This is a genomic window from Thomasclavelia saccharogumia DSM 17460, assembly GCF_000686665.1.
Lineage (GTDB): Bacteria > Bacillota_I > Bacilli_A > Erysipelotrichales > Coprobacillaceae > Thomasclavelia > Thomasclavelia saccharogumia.
This window is the reverse complement of record NZ_JMLH01000004.1, coordinates 20881-43618: the sequence shown is the minus strand read 5'-3', so window position 1 is coordinate 43618 and position 22738 is coordinate 20881. Positions and strand designations below refer to the sequence as shown.

The window sequence follows — 22738 nt, the reverse complement described above, 5'->3', positions numbered from 1 at the left end:
TATCAGTAATCAGTTTATATTGTGCTAACTTTATATAATTGAGATAATTTTCTTTAAAATAAAAAGAGCAAAACTTGGGGCACCCTCCGTAAGGAAGGTGCCCCAACGGCTTTGTATCTCAAATAAAATATTGTTGTGTTTGGAGCGGTATAGCCTGCGGCTATGCCGTTTTCGCCGCTTTGGCGGCTTTTCGTTTCAAATGCTCGGGAAAGTATTCTTCCATTTCTTCGGGAGACGGCTCTCGGATAATTCCAACGTCGTTGTAGTAGATTTCCACGCCTTGATAATGCTTACCGTCTTTGTATTCAGGTTTGGATACCACGATTTTCTGTATGAACTCGTGTACAAGTTCGGGTGTAAGCTCGGTTAGCTGCGTTACCCGCTTTGCCTTGTCAATAAACCGCTGTAAGCCCTCGGTTTGGATTTTAGCGTTTTCGAGGTAGCTTTCCATTTCAGGGATACTGTCTTTCAATCTGCTTTGCTCATCTTCCAAAGACATTGACATCGTAGCAAACCGTTCATCGCTTATCCTGCCAGTAGCGTTATCCTCGTATAGCTTTTGGATTATCCCGTCAATCTCGGTGATACGCCGTTTGGCTTTGTTGTTGATTAGCACATTATATAAAATAAAAACAATACCATCCAGTCAATTAAAATTAATAAATGCAACAAAACAGTTAGAATAATTTGATAAAATTATATGCAAGTTATTCTAACTGTTTTATTATTATATAAAGGAGTTAAACATACGAAAAAAGAAAGGGTCATCGGTTCGCCTTCCTGCCTTTCTTTTCCCAAAAAACAAAACGTATGTTTTGTACAAGATTATGATAACATTTCAAACCTTCAATTTCAACAATTATTCTCAAGATTCATATGACCTTGATATTTCATCTCTTGCTCTTACTAAAATCAAATGTACATGCGGTTCTACTGGTCATTTTCACAGACATGCTGTCTATCCCCGTTATTTAACTCTTGATTCTGACAATACTATTTTAATTTCTATCGTTAGAATCAAATGCGAAAGCTGTAACTGTACTCATGCTCTTTTGCCCAGTATTATCATTCCTTACCGGATTTTGTCCAATCCCTGTATAATAAAAATAATCCAGTCCTATCGCAATGTCAGTGATTCTGCTTCTGTTATTTCTAAAATAACTGGTTTTTCTAGAGAACTGGTCAAAAAAATTATTGCCTTTTATATTAAATTTCACAAAGAACGTCTCACTTCTTTTTTGGCTTTTTTTGGTAGGTGTGACTTTGAATGTTTTGATTTCATAATAAATTATTTTTCAGAATATCATGTTATGTTTATGCAGCATATTTCAACTAAAAATATGATCATTTTTACATGATTTCTTTTTCCCATACCCCTTCCTTTGAATATGCCTCCACTCTGTTATATGGTTAGGTCAGGAGGTGTATTCTATATGAATAACAGTAAAAAAGAAGATTTAAACATTCAAATTGCACTTTTCAGGTATGAACTGATCGTTCCCGTTCTTAATGAAACATATCCTGACCGTTCTGCGCTGCAGTACTACAAAAGAATTACGTCTACTCCGTTTCGGTATCCTGACGGCACTTCTAAAGAATTCTCTTTCCAGACTGTACGGTACTGGTATGACCTGTACCGCAGGGAGGGATTTAATGGGCTGATGCCAAAAACACGTGAAGACAAGGGGCATTCACGCAAACTGACCAAAGATGTAAAAAATAAAATCATTGATATGAAAGCAAACAACTCCAGGATGACCGCCACTTCCATTTATCTAAAACTGATAGAAGATGGCGATATATTGAAAAAAGATGTATCACTTTCAACAGTATCAAGATTTATTGCCTCAAAACCCGAACTTAACCGAATACCTGTTGAAGATATGCGGGCCTTTGAAATGGAACATTCCAATGACATGTGGCAGATGGATACTACTTACTGTTCCTATATTAACGATGACAGCGGGCATAAGCTCAGAACATATCTGATCATGATTATTGATGATCATTCAAGGATGATTGTTGGTTATGGATTTTTTCTCGAAGACAATGCAGTAAATGTTCAAACCGTATTAAAGAGAGCTGTAACTAAATACGGCATACCAAAAAGAATTTTTACTGACAACGGCACACCGTACAAGAATGAACAGCTGCCACTTATCTGTGCTCAGCTGCAGATTCAGATAAGTCGTGCAAAAATCTTTCATGGCAACCAGAAAGGAAAGGTGGAGCGGGCCTTTAAATCAGTAAAGGAACAGTGGATGTACAATACTGATTTCAGCCAGTTTAAAAGTATCGAGGATATAGATGCTGCTTTTGGTATATATGTCAATCAAAAAAACAATTCTCCACATGCATCATTAAACGGTCAAACACCATTGAATGTATTTATGGATGATTCAAACTTAATCAGGAGAATCGATTCAAATTTACTTGAAAAGATATTTTATCATACGGTTACCAGAAAGGTAGCCAATGATGCAACAATCAGACTCAATACCAGAATTTATGAAACAAAACAGGAATATATCGGCACAAGAATAACAGTTAAATACAAACCGGATTTAAGCAACGTTTATATATATGAAAATGACAGTTATATAGAAATCTTTGAAGTCAGAAAGGTTGACAATTCCAGAATAAAAAGAAATAAACCATTATTTGCACAGGAGGATTCATGATGAAGGATTTTAAGATTTATTACGGACTTGAATTCAATCCGTTTGAAAAAGGACAGCCTGATATAGAAATATCTACAAATGATTTTAAAGAAGCACTTGGTCGGCTTAACTATCTGAAAGATGTTCGAGGAATTGGACTTTTCACAGGACGCAGTGGAACTGGCAAGACATTTATCATGAAAAAATTCAGTGAGACACTAAACCCAGGACTGTATAAGGTTATCTATATGCCAATGTCTACATTGACAACGATTGAATTTTATCGTGAGCTGAGCAGTCAGCTTGGGCTGGAACCACAGCATAAAAAAATAGATAATTTCAGAAACATCCAGGCACATATAAAAAAGATGGTCGATGAGAAAAGGATCGTGCCGGTCATAATATTAGATGAGGGTCAGTTTTTGAAAACAGAGATCCTGAACGATCTGATAATGCTTTTGAATTTTAATTTTGATTCGAGCAGTTATGTGATTCTGATTCTGACAGGAACACCAGTATTAAATCACACTGTCAACAGAGCTGTGCATGAAGCATTGAAACAGCGAATTGTAATTCAGTATGAAACTTCTGGAATGAATGAGAAAGATATCGAAAGGTATGTGGTTGAAAAGCTAAAAAAAGCAGGAAGAACACAGCCGCTGATAATGCCAGATGCGCTCAAGGCATTATCAAATGCAAGCCAGGGATCATCAAGAAAGCTGAATAATTTATTGACCCACTGTTTAATAATAGGAGCAGCCAGAGAGAAAATGGTAATCGATAATGAAACAGTAATGGAGGCAGCAAATGAAATCGGATAAAACAATAAGATATAACTGCAGATATAAAAAGCAGGTATGGAAATGTGAAATAAGAAATATAAAAAAAATCAATGAAATAACATCATTCAGTATAAGCGGAAGAAAGAGCAGGTATGACATATATTTAATTCAGCTGGGACAAGAGCGTTGGATTGGTATACCAGAGATAAATGTATCAAGTCCATTAAGTACGTTAGATGATATTTTTTGGAACAGTGAAAGGATTGGAAATATCATGCACAGCATAATTGATGGTGTAATGATTGCAGAAGGATTAAAATTAATATATGAAAATGCAGTGTAAAGCTGCATTTTTGTTACTGTTAAAGTATAAAATAAAGTGCGGATATTGTCTAAAATAGTATAACAAATTTAATTAATCGTGATGATTTTACATTTAATACTGTCTAATTTAATTTGAAAAAAGTTAGTTAAATTAATTCGCTAAACAACAGATAAGGATTCTACAAAATCACGAAAACTCTCTGCAATACGACGGAAGCATCTATCCTCCAATTTTCCCAAATCCATATACACAATATAGACTCCTCCATCCTCCAAATTAACGCAAATCGGATTAGAACCATAGTCATTGGCAAAGGGAAAATAAGAGGTCATCAATGGGGATTTCCCTTTGAGCAATATATATTTTTCCTCCGCTGTTCCTATAGAAATGTCACAATAACGATGTTTTAATGGCAAAAAAACTTGAACCTCTGTTTCAATATCTTCCTCTTCAGAATAGAAAAACGGCTTTGTTGGTATTCCTCCATTATAGGACAGATAGTGTTCTACAAAATCCTCTGGTAATGCAAATCCCAGATTCACTTCGATTTCCGCTATATCTTCTCTTGTAAGTGCTCTACTCACTTTATCAAACATATACACGCCCCGTAAATTATCATTTATCAAGCAAACTGTTCTATCCAGTTATCAAGATATTTCATCTGTTCCTCTGTGTGAAACCAATGCTCTCCATTTTTCATGACAGTCAATGTCGCATTACTCTGATTTACAAATTCGGATATTGTTTCATACGATGTTAAATTATCTTTTTCACCGTACAAAATATGGGTTGGAATAGTCCACCTTGCAGGATGCTCTCTTACATAGCAGAGATATTTCCATGAAAGAGTCTCACCAAAGGTTGTTTCAATTTCGCCTTTTTCACGGAGTTCATCCTCGGTTACATTTGCCCACATCATCATATCCGTAATCAGCTTTTCCATATTCACAACGGGAGAGATGAAAAACGCTTTCTTTATTCGCTTGTCATTCAAGGAAATCATCGTAAAATAAGCGCCGATGCTATTAGCGATGACCGTTACCGATTCGTGATCTCCGCATATCGAGTCAAAAAGGCTCGGAAACTCCTTTTTTGCGTCCCAAGGTGACTGTGCAGCATAGTCAAGACCAATTACATCACAGCCCCTAAAGAGCGATTTATAATGCTCTGCTTCCTCTGCGCTGCCACCTTTTCCGTGTATGTATATGATTAGCTTTTTCATAAAGGCATCCTCCGCAAATCCGAATTTATCTTTCTAACTTAACAAGATATTCGGTGGTATCTTCTTCAAACTTTTTCTGACCTGTCAAATGAAAGCCATGCCTTTGGTAAAAAGAAATTGCTCTAACATTTTTTTCTAATGCCCATAAATTATTTGCGTGGAGTTCTTTAATTGCAAATTCAATTAGCTCATTGCCAATTCCCTCGTTTTGAAAAAACGTATCTACATACAATTTACAAATCTCTGTTCCATTCATTTGAATAAAACCTTTTATCAATCCGTTATCATATACATATATGTTTTCAATAATTTCTTCTTTTTTGAAGTAATTATCCACCAATGAAACGACTTGCAACTCACCAAAAGAAAAACTTTCATCTTTGAATATAGGGAAAAAATTTATCCTATTATTAAATACATATATTTCAGCTACTCTTGATAAATCATCTATTATTGCTTTCCTGATATTCATCTTATATCTCCTTTACAATACCGAGTTGTCTCTCAGATATGGAACGATTATACCACAGATTTGTGAAAAATTCTACTGTGCAGATAGGAAAGAAGCGGCATGAGTAACCCCATACCGCTTCCGAAGTGTGATTATGTGTAAATGATGTCTGTATAAACGATTTCTCTTGTTCTTGCCTGTATGTTATTCATCGCACCAATCCAAGTCATCGGGTTGGTGCTTTTGAGTTCTTCCGTTATGCCTTCTTTTTCGGCAAGCTGCTTTACCAGCCGAAAGAACAATTCCTCTGCCTGCACATTTATCTCAGCAAGATAACTGTTTAACTTGCCGCTTGTCAGCAGATTGACATAGAACAACCGCTTATGCTCCTTGATATACCGTAAATGCCGCTGTCCCCATATCCCGATGGGCTTTTCTTCTTCGGTGGGTAAGGTAAGGTCAGGAATAAGATACCCGTTTTCTTCATGATAAGTGCCACCCATTTCTTCAAAAATTGATTTTGCCATTGCTGTAATCCTCCGTTATGATTTGAATTTTCCCTACAATTCAATCACTCTGGCTGATTACAAAGCCGAAGGGAGAAGCTACTTCCTTATGTAGCCCCTCCCTTCAATGTCACTTTTAAACTAAAATGGCATTGGATAATGCTCTTTTTTATTTACTATTTAAATATGTTTCTTTAATATATTTTATTGTTTCATCAAGATTAGAATTTGCTAAATGTTCCAGCATATCCTTAATTATTCGATCAGTATTTTCATTGATTACATAATAAAACCTTGTTTTATTATAATAATCAAGCGGTGCTGTAAAATCAAAATCTTTACCACGATAAACCATTGTTGCCGCCACTCGATCACAAAACATTTCAACTACATATTTAATTGGCATTTCAATTGCAATAATACCTTGACTAGTAAAATCAATCCAATATTCCCAATGATGTTTATTTCGCCCTTTATGATGTAGCCAGGCACTGCTATAACCAATAGTATCCCTTTCATTACTATTAGGTGATTTATAACCTAAATAATATTTAGCACCAGTAGAAAATTCGCTCCAAGAATATTTTGATAAATCATGTTTTAATCCTTGCTTATATAAACCAAAACGAAAACATAATTTCATTACATAATATTTATGTTTAGTTATCGTTTTAAAATGTTTAATGGCTTTCATTATTTCCCTCTATTTTTTCATTAGTATCTTCATGATATTTTGTTGCAAAAATATCTTCTTGTTCATCAACTTCTATAATATCCGCTAAATCAGGTAATTCATCTAACGAAGTCAAACCAAACGTATCCATGAATTCATCAGTGACACCATATAAAATTGGCATTCCTGGGCTATCTTCACGTCCAACTTCCTTAATTAATGCTTTAGCTGCTAATTTACGAATCATCGTATCACAACCTACTCCACGAATATCTTCAATTCCCACTCTAGTAATAGGCTGATTGTAAGCAATAATCGCTAAAGTCTCTAAAGCTGCATTAGAAAGATTAGCACTACTTTGTTCCACCATTTTTTGATAATAAGCAAAATATTCACTATTAGTAGCTAATTTATAACGTCCCCCAAAATTAACTAAAACAATTCCTTTTAGCTCCTTTTTTTCATATCTTTCCATAAATTTATCCATTAATAGTACAGCATCTTTTTTACTTATTTCTAATACTCCAGCAATCTGTTTAATATCCATACCATCATCACCAGCAAGATATAACATACCTTCTATAATATCTAAATAATTCGTTTCTTCCATTAAACTTTCCCCTCTACATATATATCTGCAAATAACCCATCCTGAATTATTTCTACTTCTTTATCCTTAGCTAAAACCAAAACAGCAATAAAAGTAACAATGAAATAGAAGCGATCATGACGATCAAATAAATCTTCAAATTTCACTTTTTTATTTACCCTTGTTTTAAAATAATCTCTAATCTGTTCAGTTCTTTCATCAATTGAAATATCCTTTTTGGCAATATGCGTATCCAATGGTTTCATCATTGCTTTACGTTGAAACATTTTTTGCATTGCCTTCATTAAATCATATACTTCTAAACCTTCAGGAATCATTGAACTAGTATCGATAATATATTCCTCCATTGACTCAGCTGGTTTAATAATAATATTTTGACGCTGCTCATATTTTTCACGGATCTCATCAAGAACATCTTTATAACGCTTATACTCAATCAAGCGTCTTATTAATGCATCTCGAGGATCTTCTTGATATTCATCATTAATTATTACTTTTTCTTTAGGAATAAGCATTTTACTTTTCATTTCAATTAAATCAGCTGCCATAACTAAATACTCTGACATTACTTCTAATAAGGATGGATCCATGGCATGGATATATTGTAAATATTGATCTGCTATAACTGATAATTCCAATGATTCTAGATCCATTTCTTTTTCTTTGATAAGATGTAATAATAAATCTAATGGACCTTGAAAATCTTCAATTACTACTTGATATTCCATGATGAAACCTCCTAATTATGCATTAGTTATTATAACACATAAATTACTGCATTAGAAGAATTCTTTTTTCAACAAAAAAACCTCAATCTTACAAATAATTGAGGTTTTTATGATCCTTTTTTACTTTTTGGTTTACGAATAATAAAGTTTAGCATCTCTTTACCATCAAAAGGATAAAGAGGATACAAATAAGAAGTACCTAACGGTTTTAAACTAACTAAATATCCAATTAAAATAATATGAAAAATAATAAAACCGATCCAGTTTAAAAAGCCAGCAAAAATAATTAGAAAGATCTTTAAATACTTATTTGTAAGCGATAGCTCATAATTAGGGGTTGCAAAACCACCAACATCACCTATAGCACAAAAAAGTAAAATCTCTTCACTGAAGATACCAAGATCAATTGCAAACTGTCCCAACAATACCGCTGCAATCATCCCCATCGCATTAGATAATGACGTTGGCGTATGAATCGTTGCAATTCTAAGTAATTCAATTGCAAGTTCTACTAATAGTACCTGACCTAAAAATATCAAATCTAGATTTCCATCATTTGTCAATAATAACCATAAAGGAACTAAATAAATCGATAATAATACCGCACTAAAACGAATTAACCGAATAAAAGTCCCAATAATTGGTGTTTGACGGTGTTCTTCTACATGCTCTAAAATCTCAAATATAGTCGTTGGTATCATCATAACTGATGAAGATGTATCACAAATTATGGCAATATGACCATGTAAAATATGAGTTGCTACAACATCTGGTCGTTCACTATAACGAACTAGTGGAAAAGGATTATAACCCTGATCTAAGATCATCTCTTCAACTGCCCGATCTGACATAACTAAATCCTCATTTTTAATTTCTTTGATCCGATCTAAAATAGTTTGCAGCATTCCTTGATCAACCTGATTATTTAAATAACATAAACAAATATCTAAAGGATTGTTTTTACCAATTGTTTGTTTATTCATCACTAAATCAATTGTCCTAATCCTACGGCGAATTAATCCTGCACATGTAAGCAATGATTCATTAAAACCATCTTTAGATCCTCTAACACTTTTTTCTGTTTCTGGTTCTTCTACCGACCGACTTGGAAAGTGTCTTGTATCTAATACATATTGTGTATTGCGATAACTTACTACCGCACAACCAGTAAGCATGGCATATTGAGCTTTTTCAAGATCAGGTTCCTCTTTAACATCACCATTATTTAAGCAGTCTTTTAAAGTTTCTCCGCGATGATTTATGATTCCTTCTACTAAATACGCAATTAAATCATCAGAACAAAGGCTCGATACATAATTAATTGTTACTTCTTCATTTTCAAAATCAAGTGTTCGGGTATTAAAATCAAAAGAAGGATTCTTCATTATGATTTTGGTTTAGTACACACAGCAACTAAAAAAGCAAATAATATAGCACTGCTGATTCCAGCTGCAGTTAAGTCAAAAATACCTAACGCAAGACCAAAAAAACCGTATTCTTTTGTTGCTGCTAATGCTCCATGCATTAATGAGTGTCCAAAACTAGTGATAGGAAGCAATGCTCCAGCATGAAAAATTTCAACTAGTTTATCGTAAATGTGAAATAAATCTAAAAAAGCTCCAATAACCACGAACATACTTGTAATGTGACCAGGAGTTAGTTTAGTATACTCATAAATAAGTTGAGCCACTACACAAACTAAGCCACAAAAAATAAATGCTAAAAGATAATTCATTATTCTACGACCTCCAAACTAAAAGCATGGCCAATACAAGGAATACTTTGTTTTTGATTAGTCATTACTGGTGATAATAAGGCTCCTGTAGTAATAACAAGAATGCGTTTATACTTATGCTTTAACATTTTTTGATATAAATATCCAAATGTAACCAAAGCACTACATGATGGCCCACTACCACCTTGGTTAACATCCTGATCACTGCTATACAAAAGACTGCCGCAATCATCATATTCTTTATAGCTAATATGATTTTCTTTCATTAACTCTTTCATAATCGTCTTACCATAATTAGATAGATCTCCAGTAACGATTAAATCATAATAATTAGCTTGACGATTTAAATCAGTTAAATGATTACATAAAGTATCAAAAGCAGCTGGTGCCATTGCTCTTCCCATATCATTAGGATCACTTTGATCTAGATCAATGACCCGACCAATCGTCAAAGCTTCAACTCTAATTGAACTAGGATTATTATCAAGAATGACACTCACAGCTCCTGTAGCCGTAGTTGTCATTGTTTCTTTGCGTTGAACTCCATATTCAACTGGATAACGAAATTGTCTTTCTGCAGTTGCATTATGGCTGCAAACAAAACAATTAGCATTATGGAAACTATGATTTTCAATTAACATTGATGCCGTATTTACAACTAACCCCATCGTAGCACAGGCTCCATACATTGCCATAAAAGGCCTTTGAAAATCCTTAGCTGTATAATTACTAGCTGTAACTTGATTATTTAAATCACCACCTAAATATACATTAATATCTTCTTTTTTCAACTTTCCTTTTTTTAAAGCGATACTTATAGCATCTTGCAACATTGCAATTTCTGCTTGTTCATAAGAATCATTTCCAAAATGAAAATCAGGATAATGCCGATCAAAATAATCACCTAAAGGACCATTAAATTCATCAATACCACAAGTAGTACCAATCGAACGAATATAAACATTCTTTAAGGTCATTGAACTACCAGATAAGACTGATGACATAACGGATTCCTCCTAAAAAAAATGATGCCACAATTCCAAATGTTATTACCGTTCCACCCAATTTGAACATATTAGCCCCAATTCCAGTTACCAGTCCTTCACTTTTTGCTTCTAAAGCACTTGATGTCATACTATTAGCAAAGCCAGTAATTGGAATAAAGGTTCCTGCTCCCGCTTTTTTACCTAAACGATCATAAATACCTAATCCTGTTAAAATAGCAGCTATTAAAACAATTGTAATAATCATCATCGGTGTTGCTTCTTTTTCATTAATATCAAAAATCATCATATAAAATTCTAATAAACCTTGACCAATAATTCCAATTATTCCTCCATAAATAAAAGCACTTAAGCAATGCTTTCCTACATACTTTTGGGGCTTTAAATCTTCAGCAATCTGATTATATTTAGATGTATTCATTAATTTCACCTCACAATATTTTTTCCAATTTTTCTAGAAATAAACAAAAAAGAGTCTTAATTAAAAGACTCTAAAACGTTTCAATACTCTTAAAACACTATATCCTAAAATAATATCAACCGGAATCATAATACACTCTTTGATCACGCGAATAAACAAAGATAGTGTAAACGGGATCCCATACATCACTTGCAGCCAGTATGGCGTTAAACAAAATGTAATTACCATCTCAACAAGTACCACAGAAATAAGCCATAAATTAAACAAATGATAGTCTGATTCATTTAACTTTCTTTTATAATAATACATTACTATAAATAAAACACTTATCATCACAATACAAATAACACTAATAATAATTTTATAGTTAAGTGTAATATTTATAACATTCTTAGAAATAGTTACCTGATCCAAGCTAAAAACATAACTGCATGCCCCAAGTGCTAAAAATACTAAAATCACTTGAATAATTTTCTCTAAATGATGCGTATGATTTTCTTTTACAGTTACTACCACCATTGATGGTATCAACGTTTGCAGTACAGCACTTAGTGTAAATCCTAAGAATGGAAAACCTGTTGGTGTTACAATTAAACCAACTAAATCTACCGCAATTCCAATAATATAACAATAACCAGGTGCTAACATTATTCCCGCTAACAGCATTGGAATAACTTCAATAGAGATTTTTAAACTCTCAAAACCAAATAACGGTATCATAATTGATAATCTTTTTAATACAGCTGCCAATACAATAAATAAGGCCGCCAGCGTAAGTGACTTAGTGTCACTTTTAATCGGATATTTCCAAAATACTAATATACCGATCAAAACTAAAATAAATCCGCAAATAATCTGAATCATAATCTGATTGCTACTTATTTACAATCTTTCCTGCTTCATCCTCATTTCTAGTCCACAGGCGTTAATTCCGATCAATGACCGTACATGCGATTGCTACTAAAAAGTAGACTCCCCCTTTTTCTAAATTATATACAAAAATGTATACAATTGAAATAATACTACAAATCATTGCCTACATCAAGTTATTTAGTCATTAAAGCAAAATATAAAACAAATAATAATAATAGAATAGAGGCTAAGAATTAAAATCTTTCGCCCCTTTCACGACACCATACGTAGGGTTCCCTATACGGTGTTTCATAAGTTTATAGAATTGTAATAGTCTAAAGCACTTATATATCCCCATGATTTTAATCTATCATTGGTTAGTGTTCTAGCGAGTATGAAGCTATTGGATATTCTCCAGTAGCTTTTTCTTGTATTTGCCCATTCCCATACCTTGTTTTTGTTGATATCTAATTTCTGTAGGTTTCTGTATCTTGTTCTTATCAGTTTCCACCATGACTACGTTTTCATCATGTTCCTAGGACCTCCCACAGTAAGACATAATACTTTCATTCCACGCACCCACTATCTTTACACCACTTACTCCATCGTACTATTGGACTTTAGTTTGTTAAGTAGCCTTATCCAGTAAGCATATGCCTAAAATAGTTCGTATTCCTTGGGTCAGGACTTTGCCTCCAACTTCCTCCCGTTCGCATCTTACGATGGATACCTTATCTTTGGCTAGTGGTTGGTAGTACGAAACCCCCACAATGGACTTTCACCATCTAGTCTTATGCCATGCGTGGCACACTTAAAAAATCGTGAGGTTATTAAGCCTCACGATTTTACTAATAAAATCTTAAATTTAATATTGCTCTTTTCTTCTTAATAAACTTAAGCCAGCAAAACTCAAAATAGATAAACTAGCAAATATTCCAATTAATCCATTATCCCCAGTTTTAACACTTGTTGTCGTATCACTTGATTTTACAGTATTTACCGTCTGTAATCCAGCGATGGCCTTTGTTAAAACATCTTTAGCATTGTCTACTTGTACTTGACTGGCTTCACTATCATTTAAGACATTAACTGCTTCTTCTAATGCATTAGCTACGACATCCCATGTCTTAGCACTATAACTTGCAGCATTTAATCCATTTGCTTTATTAATCAACTCTTGTAATAAGTCTTTATTTGGTTTTAATCTTAAATCCAAGAACGCTTTTACTAATTCTGTATATACTTCATCTACTTCTTCTTGCATAGCATTAACATTAGCTAAAACATCATTTGCTCTATCTAATGCTGGTACCATAGCATTCCATGTTGATTCAATATATTTACTTGTTTCTAAACCATTAATTTGATCTACCAGTTTTTGTAAAGCTGTTTTATCACCTTTGAAGAACTGTAACATATGCATTACATTAGCTAGTCGATCAAAAGCATTATCTACTTCTTCTTGCGTTGCCTTAACATCATCATATACTGTTTTAGCATTTGCAAGCGCTTCATTGAATTCTTCTACAACTGCTGGTACAACTTTTTCTAGATCCGCATTTTCAGCCATTTCAATAGCAATTTGTAAAGCTGATTTATTTGTTTCATCAACTTTTTCAACCAAACCTTCAATAGCTTTTTCTAACATTTCAATTTGTGTATCTATGTCACTTTGTAAAATATCAACAGCATTATCATTTAATACCTTTTCTGCATTTACAATTACTGATTGCAGATTATTAAAACTATCTACGCTATAATTATCTGGCTGAATAGCCTTTGCTTCTTGTAGCTTTACACTAAGATGCGTTGTATCTGCAACTTTTGGTGATGTGCCATCAGTTACAGTTAACTTGTCAATCATTCCTTCAAATCCTTTTGTTTTAGAGCCTATTTGATGTAGTGGAAATGAAAATGTTGCATATGTTTCTTGTGTACTATTATTACCTAAAGTATCAACTAATTCCCCATTAACATATAATTTTGTCATATTTTGAATACATTCAACTGTTAAGTAAACCCATTCTCCTTTTGGGAGCGTATAATCAAATGAATAATCATAATATTCTCGAGAGAATCCAACTTTACCAGTATCTTTTTGTACGGCTTTAAATTGATATTCATGGAATTTTTCATTTGAATTTTCTTTTCCATATGGTGTTGTTGTTTCAAATAAAATCTGTTCATTATCACTTGAATTTTCATTACGTTTAACCCAGAACGAAATCAAACTATCTGGACCAATTGTATTAAGAGGAGTTGTTACAGTTTTATTTCCTGTAAGATCTAAAGCATTTCCTCTTTTTCCTGCTACAATTTCTGCGTTATTTGTAATAGCATTATAGTCATTTCCAGAACTATCTTTACAATCAAAATCCTCAAAATCATATTGAAGTTTTGTAAATGTTTTTGAAGTTACTGTATTATAAGGGTTACTATTTGGTGCAAGCCCTAATATTTCTGACAAACTTTTTATTTCATCATAAGTCTTATCTTGACCCTCTGACCATAACTTTTCACAAATAACAGCAAGTGGCTTTACAAATCTATCAAAAGAATCATATTCTGATAAACCAAAATCTATATTACCACTCATATCATGCCACATCGTATATGACCCACCTAACATTTGTTTAGAATATGAAGGTATTTCATAAGTAATATTACTATTTTGTGAGTCAACAAAAATATTAGGCGTCCATTCATTATAAATTCTTTCATCATCTAGATAATCCCAGCCACCACCAGGAATAATATATAGTTTTCCATTTTGTGAATTAATTAGTCCATAACCCAAATCATACATTGCATTTGGTTTTGCCCACATAGTATGCCAAATATTCATTTGAACATTTTCAGGATTTATTTTTGTCGCACCTTTAATATAACTCAAACTTCCCCATGTACGCACTGTTCTTTGACCCAGTAAATCAATTAAAGTATTTCCATATTGGCGATAATGTTCGCCATTTCCAAAATATTCATCCATTCCAATATGAACAGTTGTCTCATTATCAAATACTGGATCATCACCATCGATATATTCACTATAAAGTGATTTCATTAAATCAACAGCACCAGGTATACTTAAATCAATCTGATCTACATGTGATGGATCAGAAGTAAATGCATACTCAGGAAATACTTTAGTAAATGCTAATGAATGTGCAGGACTATCAATTTCTGGAACAATATTAACACCAATACCACGTGAATCTTGAATAAAGTTTTTAAAATCCTCTTTTGTATAATACATATCTTCTGACGTTAATTTGACACCCTTGCTATTTTGAATATCTGATTCTAAACGGAACCCAGAATATGCAGTTAATGCATTTTCTACAGAATCAACTTTCCCAGAATAACCTAAAATTTCATTATCATTTAAATGAATATGTAAATCATTCATCTTATACCAAGACATTGTTTTTGCAATTTCCTTTAACATATTCAATGATATTGTTTGACGTCCTACATCAATTCCAAATCCACGAATCTCATATTTTGGATAATCACGAATTTCTCCTTGAGGAATACTTGTTCCATTTTGTTTAAGAATTTGTAAAATACTTCTTGTTCCCCAATAAACTCCTGTTGAATCTTCTCCATAAAGATGAACATTATTTGTGATTTTACAAAAATATCCTTCTTTACCAAGTCCATTTTTTTCATTAGAAATATTTAAATAAAAATCTCCTTTTTTAACATCTGATTCTTTTCCTTTTATAATTGGTAATTTTCTTCCTGTAATATCTTCATAATCACTACTAAATTCTAAAGCTGTTTTATAAAGACAATCATCACCTAGTATAATTTGCGAATTTTCAGTTATTTCAAAATTTCCTACACTTCCTCGCCACTCAGCTAACTCTGGTGATACTAATGGTTTAGCGTTTGGGGTATTAGTCAACGGTGAAACAGATGCTGGTACAAAAATTTCAAAAGCTGACGTTTCTACACTACGATGCTCTTTTTTAACAACGTAGCCAAGCGTAATTGTTTTATCTTCAATTGTTTGATAAATAGTTCCATCATCACCAATAACTTGTTCATAATCAGCACCCATCAATTCGATTTCATAACCTTCTGGTACTTCTGGCATAGATAATTTTCTTGTTCCATCTGGATTATTGATAATATATGGTGCTTCTACATCAGCAGCAACTGCGCTAATTTCAAAATCTGGATCATCACCATAAACCTCAAATTCATAAATAACTATATTTTGATGATATGGATAATAAATATTAACATCACCATCGATATTTATTTTTTCTGTTCTTAAACGAATATATTTTAATTGTATCGTATTTTCAAAAATAATTTCTTGATTCACTGGCGTTTCTGGTGCAGTGACAGGATCAATTCCTTCTGGAAGAGGCGATGGCATTTCTGTGAATTTTCTAATTGTTTCCCAATTTTCGCCATCCATTGAAGATTCTAAATAATATATTTCTGCATTTGCTTTTTCCCATCGTATAGTTACAGAATTAGCTTTAACAACTTCTGGAAATTCAAGTTGTAACCAATGATCATGACAAGCTGTATGATTGTACTCAGCTGGATTATCAGTTGTCCAAATATTTTCAGAAGACCACTTTGATTTAAATGATGCATCCCCATCAATTGTTAATTCTGGCGCATATGTTCCAGTTGAACAATCACTAGTTGCAACTACATTTTTCATCATCGATAAATTAATTTCTTTTGTAGCTGGTGCTTCACCATAAACTTCCATTTCATATAATGAAACATTTTGATAATATGGATGAATTGGATTTACGGTATCTGTAATATCCATTTTTTCAGTATGAAGACGAAGGTATTTTAAAGAAACAACCTCATCAAATTCAATTGTTTGAACTGCATCTGGTGTTTCATTAAATTGTTTAACTGTTTCCCAATTTTCCCCATCTAATGAAGACTCAATTGAATAAATCTCAGCATTAGTAAGTTCCCAATAAATTTTAACACTATGAATATTTACTTCACCAGGAAATTCAAGTTGTAACCAATGATCATGACAAGCTGTATGATTGTACTCAGCTGGATTATCAGTTGTCCAAATATTTTTACTTGACCACCTTGATTTTCTTTCTGTTACTTCACCATCAATAGCTTTATCTGGTGTCAAATCACCATCAGCACAATCACTAGTTGCTACAACACCTTCCATTCTAGCCCAATTAATAATTTGGACTGCATTAATTTTAGTTGGAAAAAGAAATGTTACAACTAAAATACTAAGCATAAAACAAAAAAATCTTTTTAAAACTTTAGTCCTTTTCACTTTTATTTCTCCTTTTTTATAATATTTTTGTAATAAATAATCCAAATTATGTTTATTAGACATACCTCCTTTTTTTTAAATCCTCCCATAAACATTGTTAAAATAAAATTTTTTACAAATGCAAAAAAGCGAGCTTCAAAATATTTTAAATATTTTGAGGTCTCGCCTAATTAAATAGTAACAATCCTTACATAAGTTATTATCCCATTTCTAATTAATATAGTCAATGTTTTTTATTAAAATTAAAAATTTGTTATTATATACTAAAAATATATTATATACTTATCTTACTATGAAAAATAATGATATAAACTATTAAATTTAACTTAAAACCATCTTTATTTTCATATTTTAAATTAATTTTATAAATTTCTATCTTGACTTATTCATAATATATTCCCTGACTTTAGAAATAAAATATAGCGATCCTGTAACAAACACTGTTCCCGTATGAGCAAATGCCTCATCAATCGCCACCTTATAATTAGGTTCAATCTTAACATCAAAACCACTAGCAAGAGTTTTAGCATTACTAGCTCTAACGTGTTCAAACTCACAAATTGTAATATCATCAGTCAACTGTAAAAGTTTTTCAATCATATGCTTATAATCTTTATCACGAAGCGCACTAAAAATTATTTTGATATTGTCATATTTTTTAGCACATTCATAAAAAGCATCAATTCCTTCCTTATTATGAGCACCATCAATAATAATAAGTGGTTCAATATTGATGATTTCAAATCGTCCAGCCCAGTGCGCATTATACATTCCCTGTAACAAATCATCATCACTAAAAGTAACAATTCCATATTCTTTTAAATACCATAATGATTCAAACGCCAAAGCGCTATTATATACTTGATATAAAGCTGGTGTATCTAAAATAATATCATAACCACGATAACGATAACTAACATTGTTACTATCTAAAATATTTGTAATTGGCTGTAATGTCAACAGTTTACTATGATGTTTGCGACATACATCATTAAATACAGCTAAACATTCAGCTTTTGTTTCACCAGTTAAATAATCTATCCCATCTTTAATGATTCCTGCTTTATTCAAAGCAATACTTTGGTAATCGTAACCTAAATAATCGACATGATCTAAACCAATATTAGTATTAATCGCTAATTTAGGCATAATAATATTCGTTGCATCTAATAAACCACCTAATCCAACTTCAAATAACGCAAAATCTACTTTTTGTTCAATAAAATACATAATCGCAATAAATACTTCAATTTCAAACATAGAAATCTCATACTTTAACCATAAATCAACATAACGATTAGAATAGTTGACCATCGTCTGTTCATCAATAAATTGATCATTGATTCTTATAATATCTAATCTTGAATATAAAGCTGGAGATGTAAAAGTGGCAATTTTATAACCTGCCTGTTTTAATACTTCTTTAATATAATTAGTTGTTGAGCCTTTGCCATTAGTTCCCCCAATGTGAACACAATCTAAAATCAATTGCGGGTTACCTAAATCTTCCATGTACTGTTTAAAATTATCCAGACTGTAAACTCGATTTTTCTGACTACTAATAAAATCTACAACTTCATCATAATTGCAAAAACGTTTTTCAACATTTCTAATTTTAATCATTGGATAATATAATATACCATCTTTTTTTTCCAAACTGCCTGCTAATTTAAATCCAATCTGTTCATAAAATGATTTAGCATAAATACTAGCATTAACTTTAAGATCACCTAAAACTAAATTATCAACTATTTCTACTAATCTTTTACCAATTCCCTTTTTTTGATATCGTTTATCTACGAACAATAAACTTAAATGCTTTCCGTTACTTAAACTAACCATACCAATAATTTTATTATCGTTTAAACAAATATATGTAAGATTAGACTTATCTAAATAAAATTCTTTTGTATTTAGCTGATCAAATTCTTTTGATCCCTTACTTTCTAAATTAGTAAAGATAAATTCTTGAGCAGCTTGCCAAACCAATTTAATTACTGCTTCTATTTCATTTTCTTTTATTAACCTATACTCCATTATTATCACCTTAAAACATTATATGCTAAAAGAAGTAGCATCGCTACTTCTTTTTTAGAATTTTTCAAACTGATCAATATTAAGTACGAATACAGTTGCTCCACCGACTAGAACATCTACCATGATTGGTGTAAAAAACTCTCCCATTTCAGTTGGAGGAATAGTTGGTTCTTTTTCAACTCGTTTTTTAGCATTAGCTTTAATTATCGAAATACAGTCTTCAACTTTATCATCATTAGTTCCAACAAAAAATGTTGTATTCCCTTTTTTTAAAAATCCCCCAGTTGTAGATAATTTAGTAACAAAATATCCCTTTTCCGTAAGGGCTCCTTGAACAGCTGAACTGTCATCAGAATTAATGATTGCAATAATTAGTTTCATAGTAACTCCTCCTTATAAAATTATTATACTACGAATTTAAAAAAGATAATACAAATAAAATAATTTATATTATTTTATTATGCTGAATTGGTAAAAAAATTGTTTCATATTCATTTAAAACATAAGAATCTGTCATCATTGATAAATAGTCAGCAACGATCAAAGCAGGATCATTACGTTGATACTGTGATGACATCTTAGCAACAAATGCTTTTATTTTACAATCTTTATTTAATGGATCTGTTAATTCTTCATAATAAACGTCATATAATTGTTTAATTATTCTAATAAGTTTAGCATTTTCTTTTACTAAAACAGGATGTTGATGGACTTTTACTGTTAAAAAATTTAATAAACTTTTTAATGCCTCAAAAATTTCATTGGAAAAGCGTAAATAGGGCAATTCATAACTATGAATTACTAAATCTCCAATCAAGCGATTGATCATCGATTTATTATCAAAACCCAAAACATCAGTAACCTCTTTAGGTAGATCACTTTGCTTAATGATTCCGACCCGAATAGCGTCTTCAATATCTTTACCAATATATGAAATAACATCAGAGACTCTAACCACACAGCCCTCTAATGTCATTGGACGAATTTTTTTACTTGTATCACACTTATGCCAGCAATCATCATACTCCTGCCAAAATTGTTTAACTGTTTTATTTGTATCAGGTATATATTTTTTTGATAACATCTCACCATTATGACATAAAATAGCATCTAAAACTTGTAACGAGACATTATATCCTGTTCCCTTTCTTTCAATAAACAAAATATTTCGTACACTATTTGCATTATGAGCAAAATAGCCATAACCCTTTTCTTGTAAAATTTCATTCAATGCTTTTTCTCCCACATGACCATAAGGTGCATGACCTAAATCATGACCTAAAGCAGCTGCCTCAATTAAATCCAAATTCAAGCTTAGACCTCTACCTATCTGTCTTGCAATCCGACTGACCCATTGAACATGAATCGAACGTTTAGAAATATGAGCATTACGAAAAAAGGATAAAGCCTGCGTTTTATCGACATAACGCTGATATGATTTACAATATAAAATCCGATCTATATCTTCTTCAAAAGGCCAGCGAATATCAAATTCTTCTTTATCCTTAATAATATGTTTTATTTTAATACAATCATTATTTTTAGTTGCATAGACAGAAAGATGTTTATCTGCTTCTCTTGTTAATCGAAGAGCATTTTTGATTACAAGTTCTTCTTTTTTCATCAAATCACCTCTTTATAGTCTACACAATTTATTATTTTTTATGCTATCTACGCCACTGTGATGGGGCAAATAATAATAAAATTGGAAAAATTTCTAATCGACCTGCCAACATATCAAAAGATAAGACAAGTTTTGAGATATCTGATAATGACGAAAAATTACTTACAGGCCCAACCACATCAAAACCTGGTCCCACATTATTTAAGCAAGTTGCAACTGCTGAAAACGCACTTTTAAAATCCAAATTAAAGATTGTTAAGATCAACAATGATATTGCAAAGATAACTAAATATAAAACCAAATATGAATGAATATTGGCAATTACATGATCATCTATTGACTGATTTTCAAATTTAACTGTTTGAATACTATGGGGATGCAATAATTGTTTCAATTCTTTTTTAGCATTTTTCAAACAAATAATGATTCTTGATACTTTTATTCCCCCACCAGTTGATCCTGAACAAGCACCAATAAACATTAAAATAATAATGATCATTTGTGAAAACATCGGCCATTTACCATAATCAGCTGTTACAAATCCTGTTGTTGTAATAATTGAACCTACTGTAAAACTCGAATAACGCAACGCTGATAAAACTGACTTATACATTGGTAAGATATTAATTGTAATCAAAACCGTTGCACCAATAATAATTAAAAGATAACAGCGCAATTCCTCACTCTTAAATACTTCTTTGATTTTTCCAATGATTACAAAATAAATCAAATTGAAATTAATTCCAAATAAAATCATAAAAACTGTAATCACAATATCAATATACGCACTATCATAAGCTGCAATACTGGCATTTTTGATTGCAAATCCACCTGTTCCAGCTGTTCCAAATGAATTTAAAAGACTATCAAATAATGGCATTCCTCCAAACATCAATAAAACAGTCTCTATTAATGTCAAAACAGCATAGATAATATATAAAATTCTTGCCGTTAAACGAATTTTAGAAACCAGCTTACCAACTACCGGTCCAGGAACTTCAGCTCTTAAAATATGTAAAGAACGACCCGAAGAAATAGGCACAAAAGCAATCACAAAAACCAAAATTCCCATCCCACCAAGCCAATGCGAAAAGCTGCGCCAAAATAAACTTGCATGACTTAAAGCCTCAATGTCTGATAAGATCGAAGAACCAGTCGTCGTAAAGCCCGATACCATCTCAAAAAGGGCATCAATAAATGAAGGAATTTCTCCAGTCAAACAAAATGGTAAAGCACCAAAAATTGAAATAATGATCCAGCTTAAAGCAACTATGACAAATCCTTCACGGGCATAGATATTTTTTTTGTTGGGCGTTTATATGAAATAATTGTTCCTAAACAAAAGATCAAAGCACCAAGAACCGCAAAACTTATTCCCTCAGTTTCTTGATATATTATCGCAACTATTACTGGTATATACATTAGTAAACCAGTTATTTGTAATAACTTTCCTAATGTAAAAATAATCATTCTTTTATTCACTTGATCATCTCCTTATAATATCATTTAATGTTTTTAATTTTTCATCACGAGATATAATAATTACATGATCACCTAATTCAATTGTAGTTCCCCCTTTAGGAACGATCATTTCATTGCCCCTAGAAATAGCTGCTACTAAAATATGATTTTTTAATTTTAATTCATTCAACGTCTTACCTAAAAAAGAAATTTTATTAGTAACTACAAACTCACTTGCTTCGACTTCTCCATTAACGATCTTATATAAAGTTTTGACGCTGGAATCATCATCTTTATTAACTTTAGCTCTTACATAACGAATGATTTGAGCAGCAATAGCACTTTTTGGTGAAATAA

Annotated in this window: 24 protein-coding genes; 4 read left to right on the top strand and 20 right to left on the bottom strand. The window is 32.1% G+C overall.

Annotated elements, in window-relative coordinates:
• Positions 1–160: 160 nt before the first annotated feature.
• The gene (locus tag BR82_RS15020; RefSeq protein ID WP_205618720.1) at positions 161–493 is read right to left on the bottom strand and encodes a DUF4368 domain-containing protein; all 333 of its coding nucleotides are present in this window, start codon (positions 491–493) and stop codon (positions 161–163) included.
• Between the two features lie 334 nt (positions 494–827).
• Here BR82_RS15020 and BR82_RS17900 point away from each other — a divergent pair, with 334 nt between their 5' ends.
• The 4 genes from BR82_RS17900 (at position 828) to BR82_RS0102070 (ending at position 3785) form a co-directional block, all read left to right on the top strand.
• Positions 828–1358 carry a DUF6431 domain-containing protein gene (locus tag BR82_RS17900; protein ID WP_222704623.1) on the top strand — a complete coding sequence of 177 codons (531 nt, stop codon included), beginning with the start codon at positions 828–830 and terminating at the stop codon, positions 1356–1358.
• Between the two features lie 75 nt (positions 1359–1433).
• Positions 1434–2681 (top strand): DDE-type integrase/transposase/recombinase, encoded by a 1248-nt coding sequence (locus BR82_RS0102080; RefSeq protein WP_027088813.1) that lies wholly within the window; start codon positions 1434–1436, stop codon positions 2679–2681.
• On the top strand, positions 2681–3481 hold the full coding sequence (locus BR82_RS0102075) for an ExeA family protein (RefSeq protein ID WP_034863951.1): 801 nt from the start codon (positions 2681–2683) through the stop codon (positions 3479–3481). The genes BR82_RS0102080 and BR82_RS0102075 overlap by 1 nt, the downstream gene beginning before the upstream one ends.
• Positions 3468–3785: a DUF6618 family protein gene (locus BR82_RS0102070; RefSeq protein ID WP_027088811.1), complete on the top strand. Its 318-nt coding sequence runs from the start codon at positions 3468–3470 to the stop codon at positions 3783–3785. Before BR82_RS0102075 ends, BR82_RS0102070 begins: the two co-directional genes overlap by 14 nt.
• A gap of 140 nt (positions 3786–3925) precedes the next feature.
• On the opposite strand, the gene BR82_RS16245 is transcribed toward BR82_RS0102070, so the two are convergent.
• From BR82_RS16245 to BR82_RS17595, 19 genes are all read right to left on the bottom strand, one after another.
• On the bottom strand, positions 3926–4363 hold the full coding sequence (locus tag BR82_RS16245; RefSeq protein ID WP_027088810.1) for an SMI1/KNR4 family protein: 438 nt from the start codon (positions 4361–4363) through the stop codon (positions 3926–3928).
• A gap of 26 nt (positions 4364–4389) precedes the next feature.
• Positions 4390–4989: an alpha/beta hydrolase gene (locus BR82_RS0102060; protein ID WP_027088809.1), complete on the bottom strand. Its 600-nt coding sequence runs from the start codon at positions 4987–4989 to the stop codon at positions 4390–4392.
• 25 nt (positions 4990–5014) lie between these two features.
• The gene (locus tag BR82_RS0102055; protein ID WP_027088808.1) at positions 5015–5461 is read right to left on the bottom strand and encodes a GNAT family N-acetyltransferase; all 447 of its coding nucleotides are present in this window, start codon (positions 5459–5461) and stop codon (positions 5015–5017) included.
• A 131-nt stretch (positions 5462–5592) separates the two neighbouring features.
• The gene (locus BR82_RS0102050; protein ID WP_027088807.1) at positions 5593–5967 is read right to left on the bottom strand and encodes a TnpV protein; all 375 of its coding nucleotides are present in this window, start codon (positions 5965–5967) and stop codon (positions 5593–5595) included.
• Between the two features lie 148 nt (positions 5968–6115).
• Positions 6116–6640 carry a DUF5662 family protein gene (locus tag BR82_RS0102045; RefSeq protein WP_027088806.1) on the bottom strand — a complete coding sequence of 175 codons (525 nt, stop codon included), beginning with the start codon at positions 6638–6640 and terminating at the stop codon, positions 6116–6118.
• Positions 6627–7229 carry an SMC-Scp complex subunit ScpB gene (scpB, locus tag BR82_RS0102040; protein WP_027088805.1) on the bottom strand — a complete coding sequence of 201 codons (603 nt, stop codon included), beginning with the start codon at positions 7227–7229 and terminating at the stop codon, positions 6627–6629. The genes BR82_RS0102045 and scpB overlap by 14 nt, the downstream gene beginning before the upstream one ends.
• On the bottom strand, positions 7229–7957 hold the full coding sequence (locus tag BR82_RS0102035) for a segregation/condensation protein A (RefSeq protein WP_034863948.1): 729 nt from the start codon (positions 7955–7957) through the stop codon (positions 7229–7231). Before BR82_RS0102035 ends, scpB begins: the two co-directional genes overlap by 1 nt.
• A 107-nt stretch (positions 7958–8064) precedes the next feature.
• Positions 8065–9342 carry a spore germination protein gene (locus BR82_RS0102030; protein WP_240474496.1) on the bottom strand — a complete coding sequence of 426 codons (1278 nt, stop codon included), beginning with the start codon at positions 9340–9342 and terminating at the stop codon, positions 8065–8067.
• Positions 9342–9692: a stage V sporulation protein AE gene (gene spoVAE / locus BR82_RS0102025; RefSeq protein WP_027088802.1), complete on the bottom strand. Its 351-nt coding sequence runs from the start codon at positions 9690–9692 to the stop codon at positions 9342–9344. The genes BR82_RS0102030 and spoVAE overlap by 1 nt, the downstream gene beginning before the upstream one ends.
• Entirely contained in the window at positions 9692–10696 is a 1005-nt protein-coding gene (locus tag BR82_RS0102020) for a stage V sporulation protein AD (RefSeq protein WP_027088801.1), read from the bottom strand. Before BR82_RS0102020 ends, spoVAE begins: the two co-directional genes overlap by 1 nt.
• Positions 10674–11117 (bottom strand): stage V sporulation protein AC, encoded by a 444-nt coding sequence (gene spoVAC / locus BR82_RS0102015; RefSeq protein ID WP_027088800.1) that lies wholly within the window; start codon positions 11115–11117, stop codon positions 10674–10676. Before spoVAC ends, BR82_RS0102020 begins: the two co-directional genes overlap by 23 nt.
• 60 nt (positions 11118–11177) lie before the next feature.
• Complete coding sequence (locus BR82_RS0102010) at positions 11178–11981, bottom strand: folate family ECF transporter S component (RefSeq protein ID WP_027088799.1); 804 nt, start codon at positions 11979–11981, stop codon at positions 11178–11180.
• Between the two features lie 853 nt (positions 11982–12834).
• Entirely contained in the window at positions 12835–17259 is a 4425-nt protein-coding gene (locus BR82_RS0102000) for a discoidin domain-containing protein (protein WP_161635114.1), read from the bottom strand.
• Between the two features lie 372 nt (positions 17260–17631).
• Positions 17632–19296 (bottom strand): GNAT family N-acetyltransferase, encoded by a 1665-nt coding sequence (locus BR82_RS0101995; protein ID WP_027088797.1) that lies wholly within the window; start codon positions 19294–19296, stop codon positions 17632–17634.
• A 54-nt stretch (positions 19297–19350) separates the two neighbouring features.
• Positions 19351–19677 (bottom strand): cyclic-di-AMP receptor, encoded by a 327-nt coding sequence (locus BR82_RS0101990; protein WP_027088796.1) that lies wholly within the window; start codon positions 19675–19677, stop codon positions 19351–19353.
• Positions 19678–19741: 64 nt separating this feature from the next.
• Positions 19742–20920, bottom strand: a complete 1179-nt coding sequence (locus tag BR82_RS0101985) for a deoxyguanosinetriphosphate triphosphohydrolase family protein (RefSeq protein ID WP_027088795.1) — start codon at positions 20918–20920, stop codon at positions 19742–19744.
• Positions 20921–20963: 43 nt separating this feature from the next.
• Positions 20964–22169 (bottom strand): TrkH family potassium uptake protein, encoded by a 1206-nt coding sequence (locus BR82_RS15010; protein WP_335324198.1) that lies wholly within the window; start codon positions 22167–22169, stop codon positions 20964–20966.
• Between the two features lie 20 nt (positions 22170–22189).
• Positions 22190–22402 (bottom strand): hypothetical protein, encoded by a 213-nt coding sequence (locus tag BR82_RS17600; protein WP_240474495.1) that lies wholly within the window; start codon positions 22400–22402, stop codon positions 22190–22192.
• A gap of 4 nt (positions 22403–22406) precedes the next feature.
• Positions 22407–22571, bottom strand: coding sequence for a TrkA C-terminal domain-containing protein (locus BR82_RS17595; protein WP_240474494.1), 165 nt, complete (start codon positions 22569–22571; stop codon positions 22407–22409).
• Between the last annotated feature and the right edge of the window lie 167 nt (positions 22572–22738).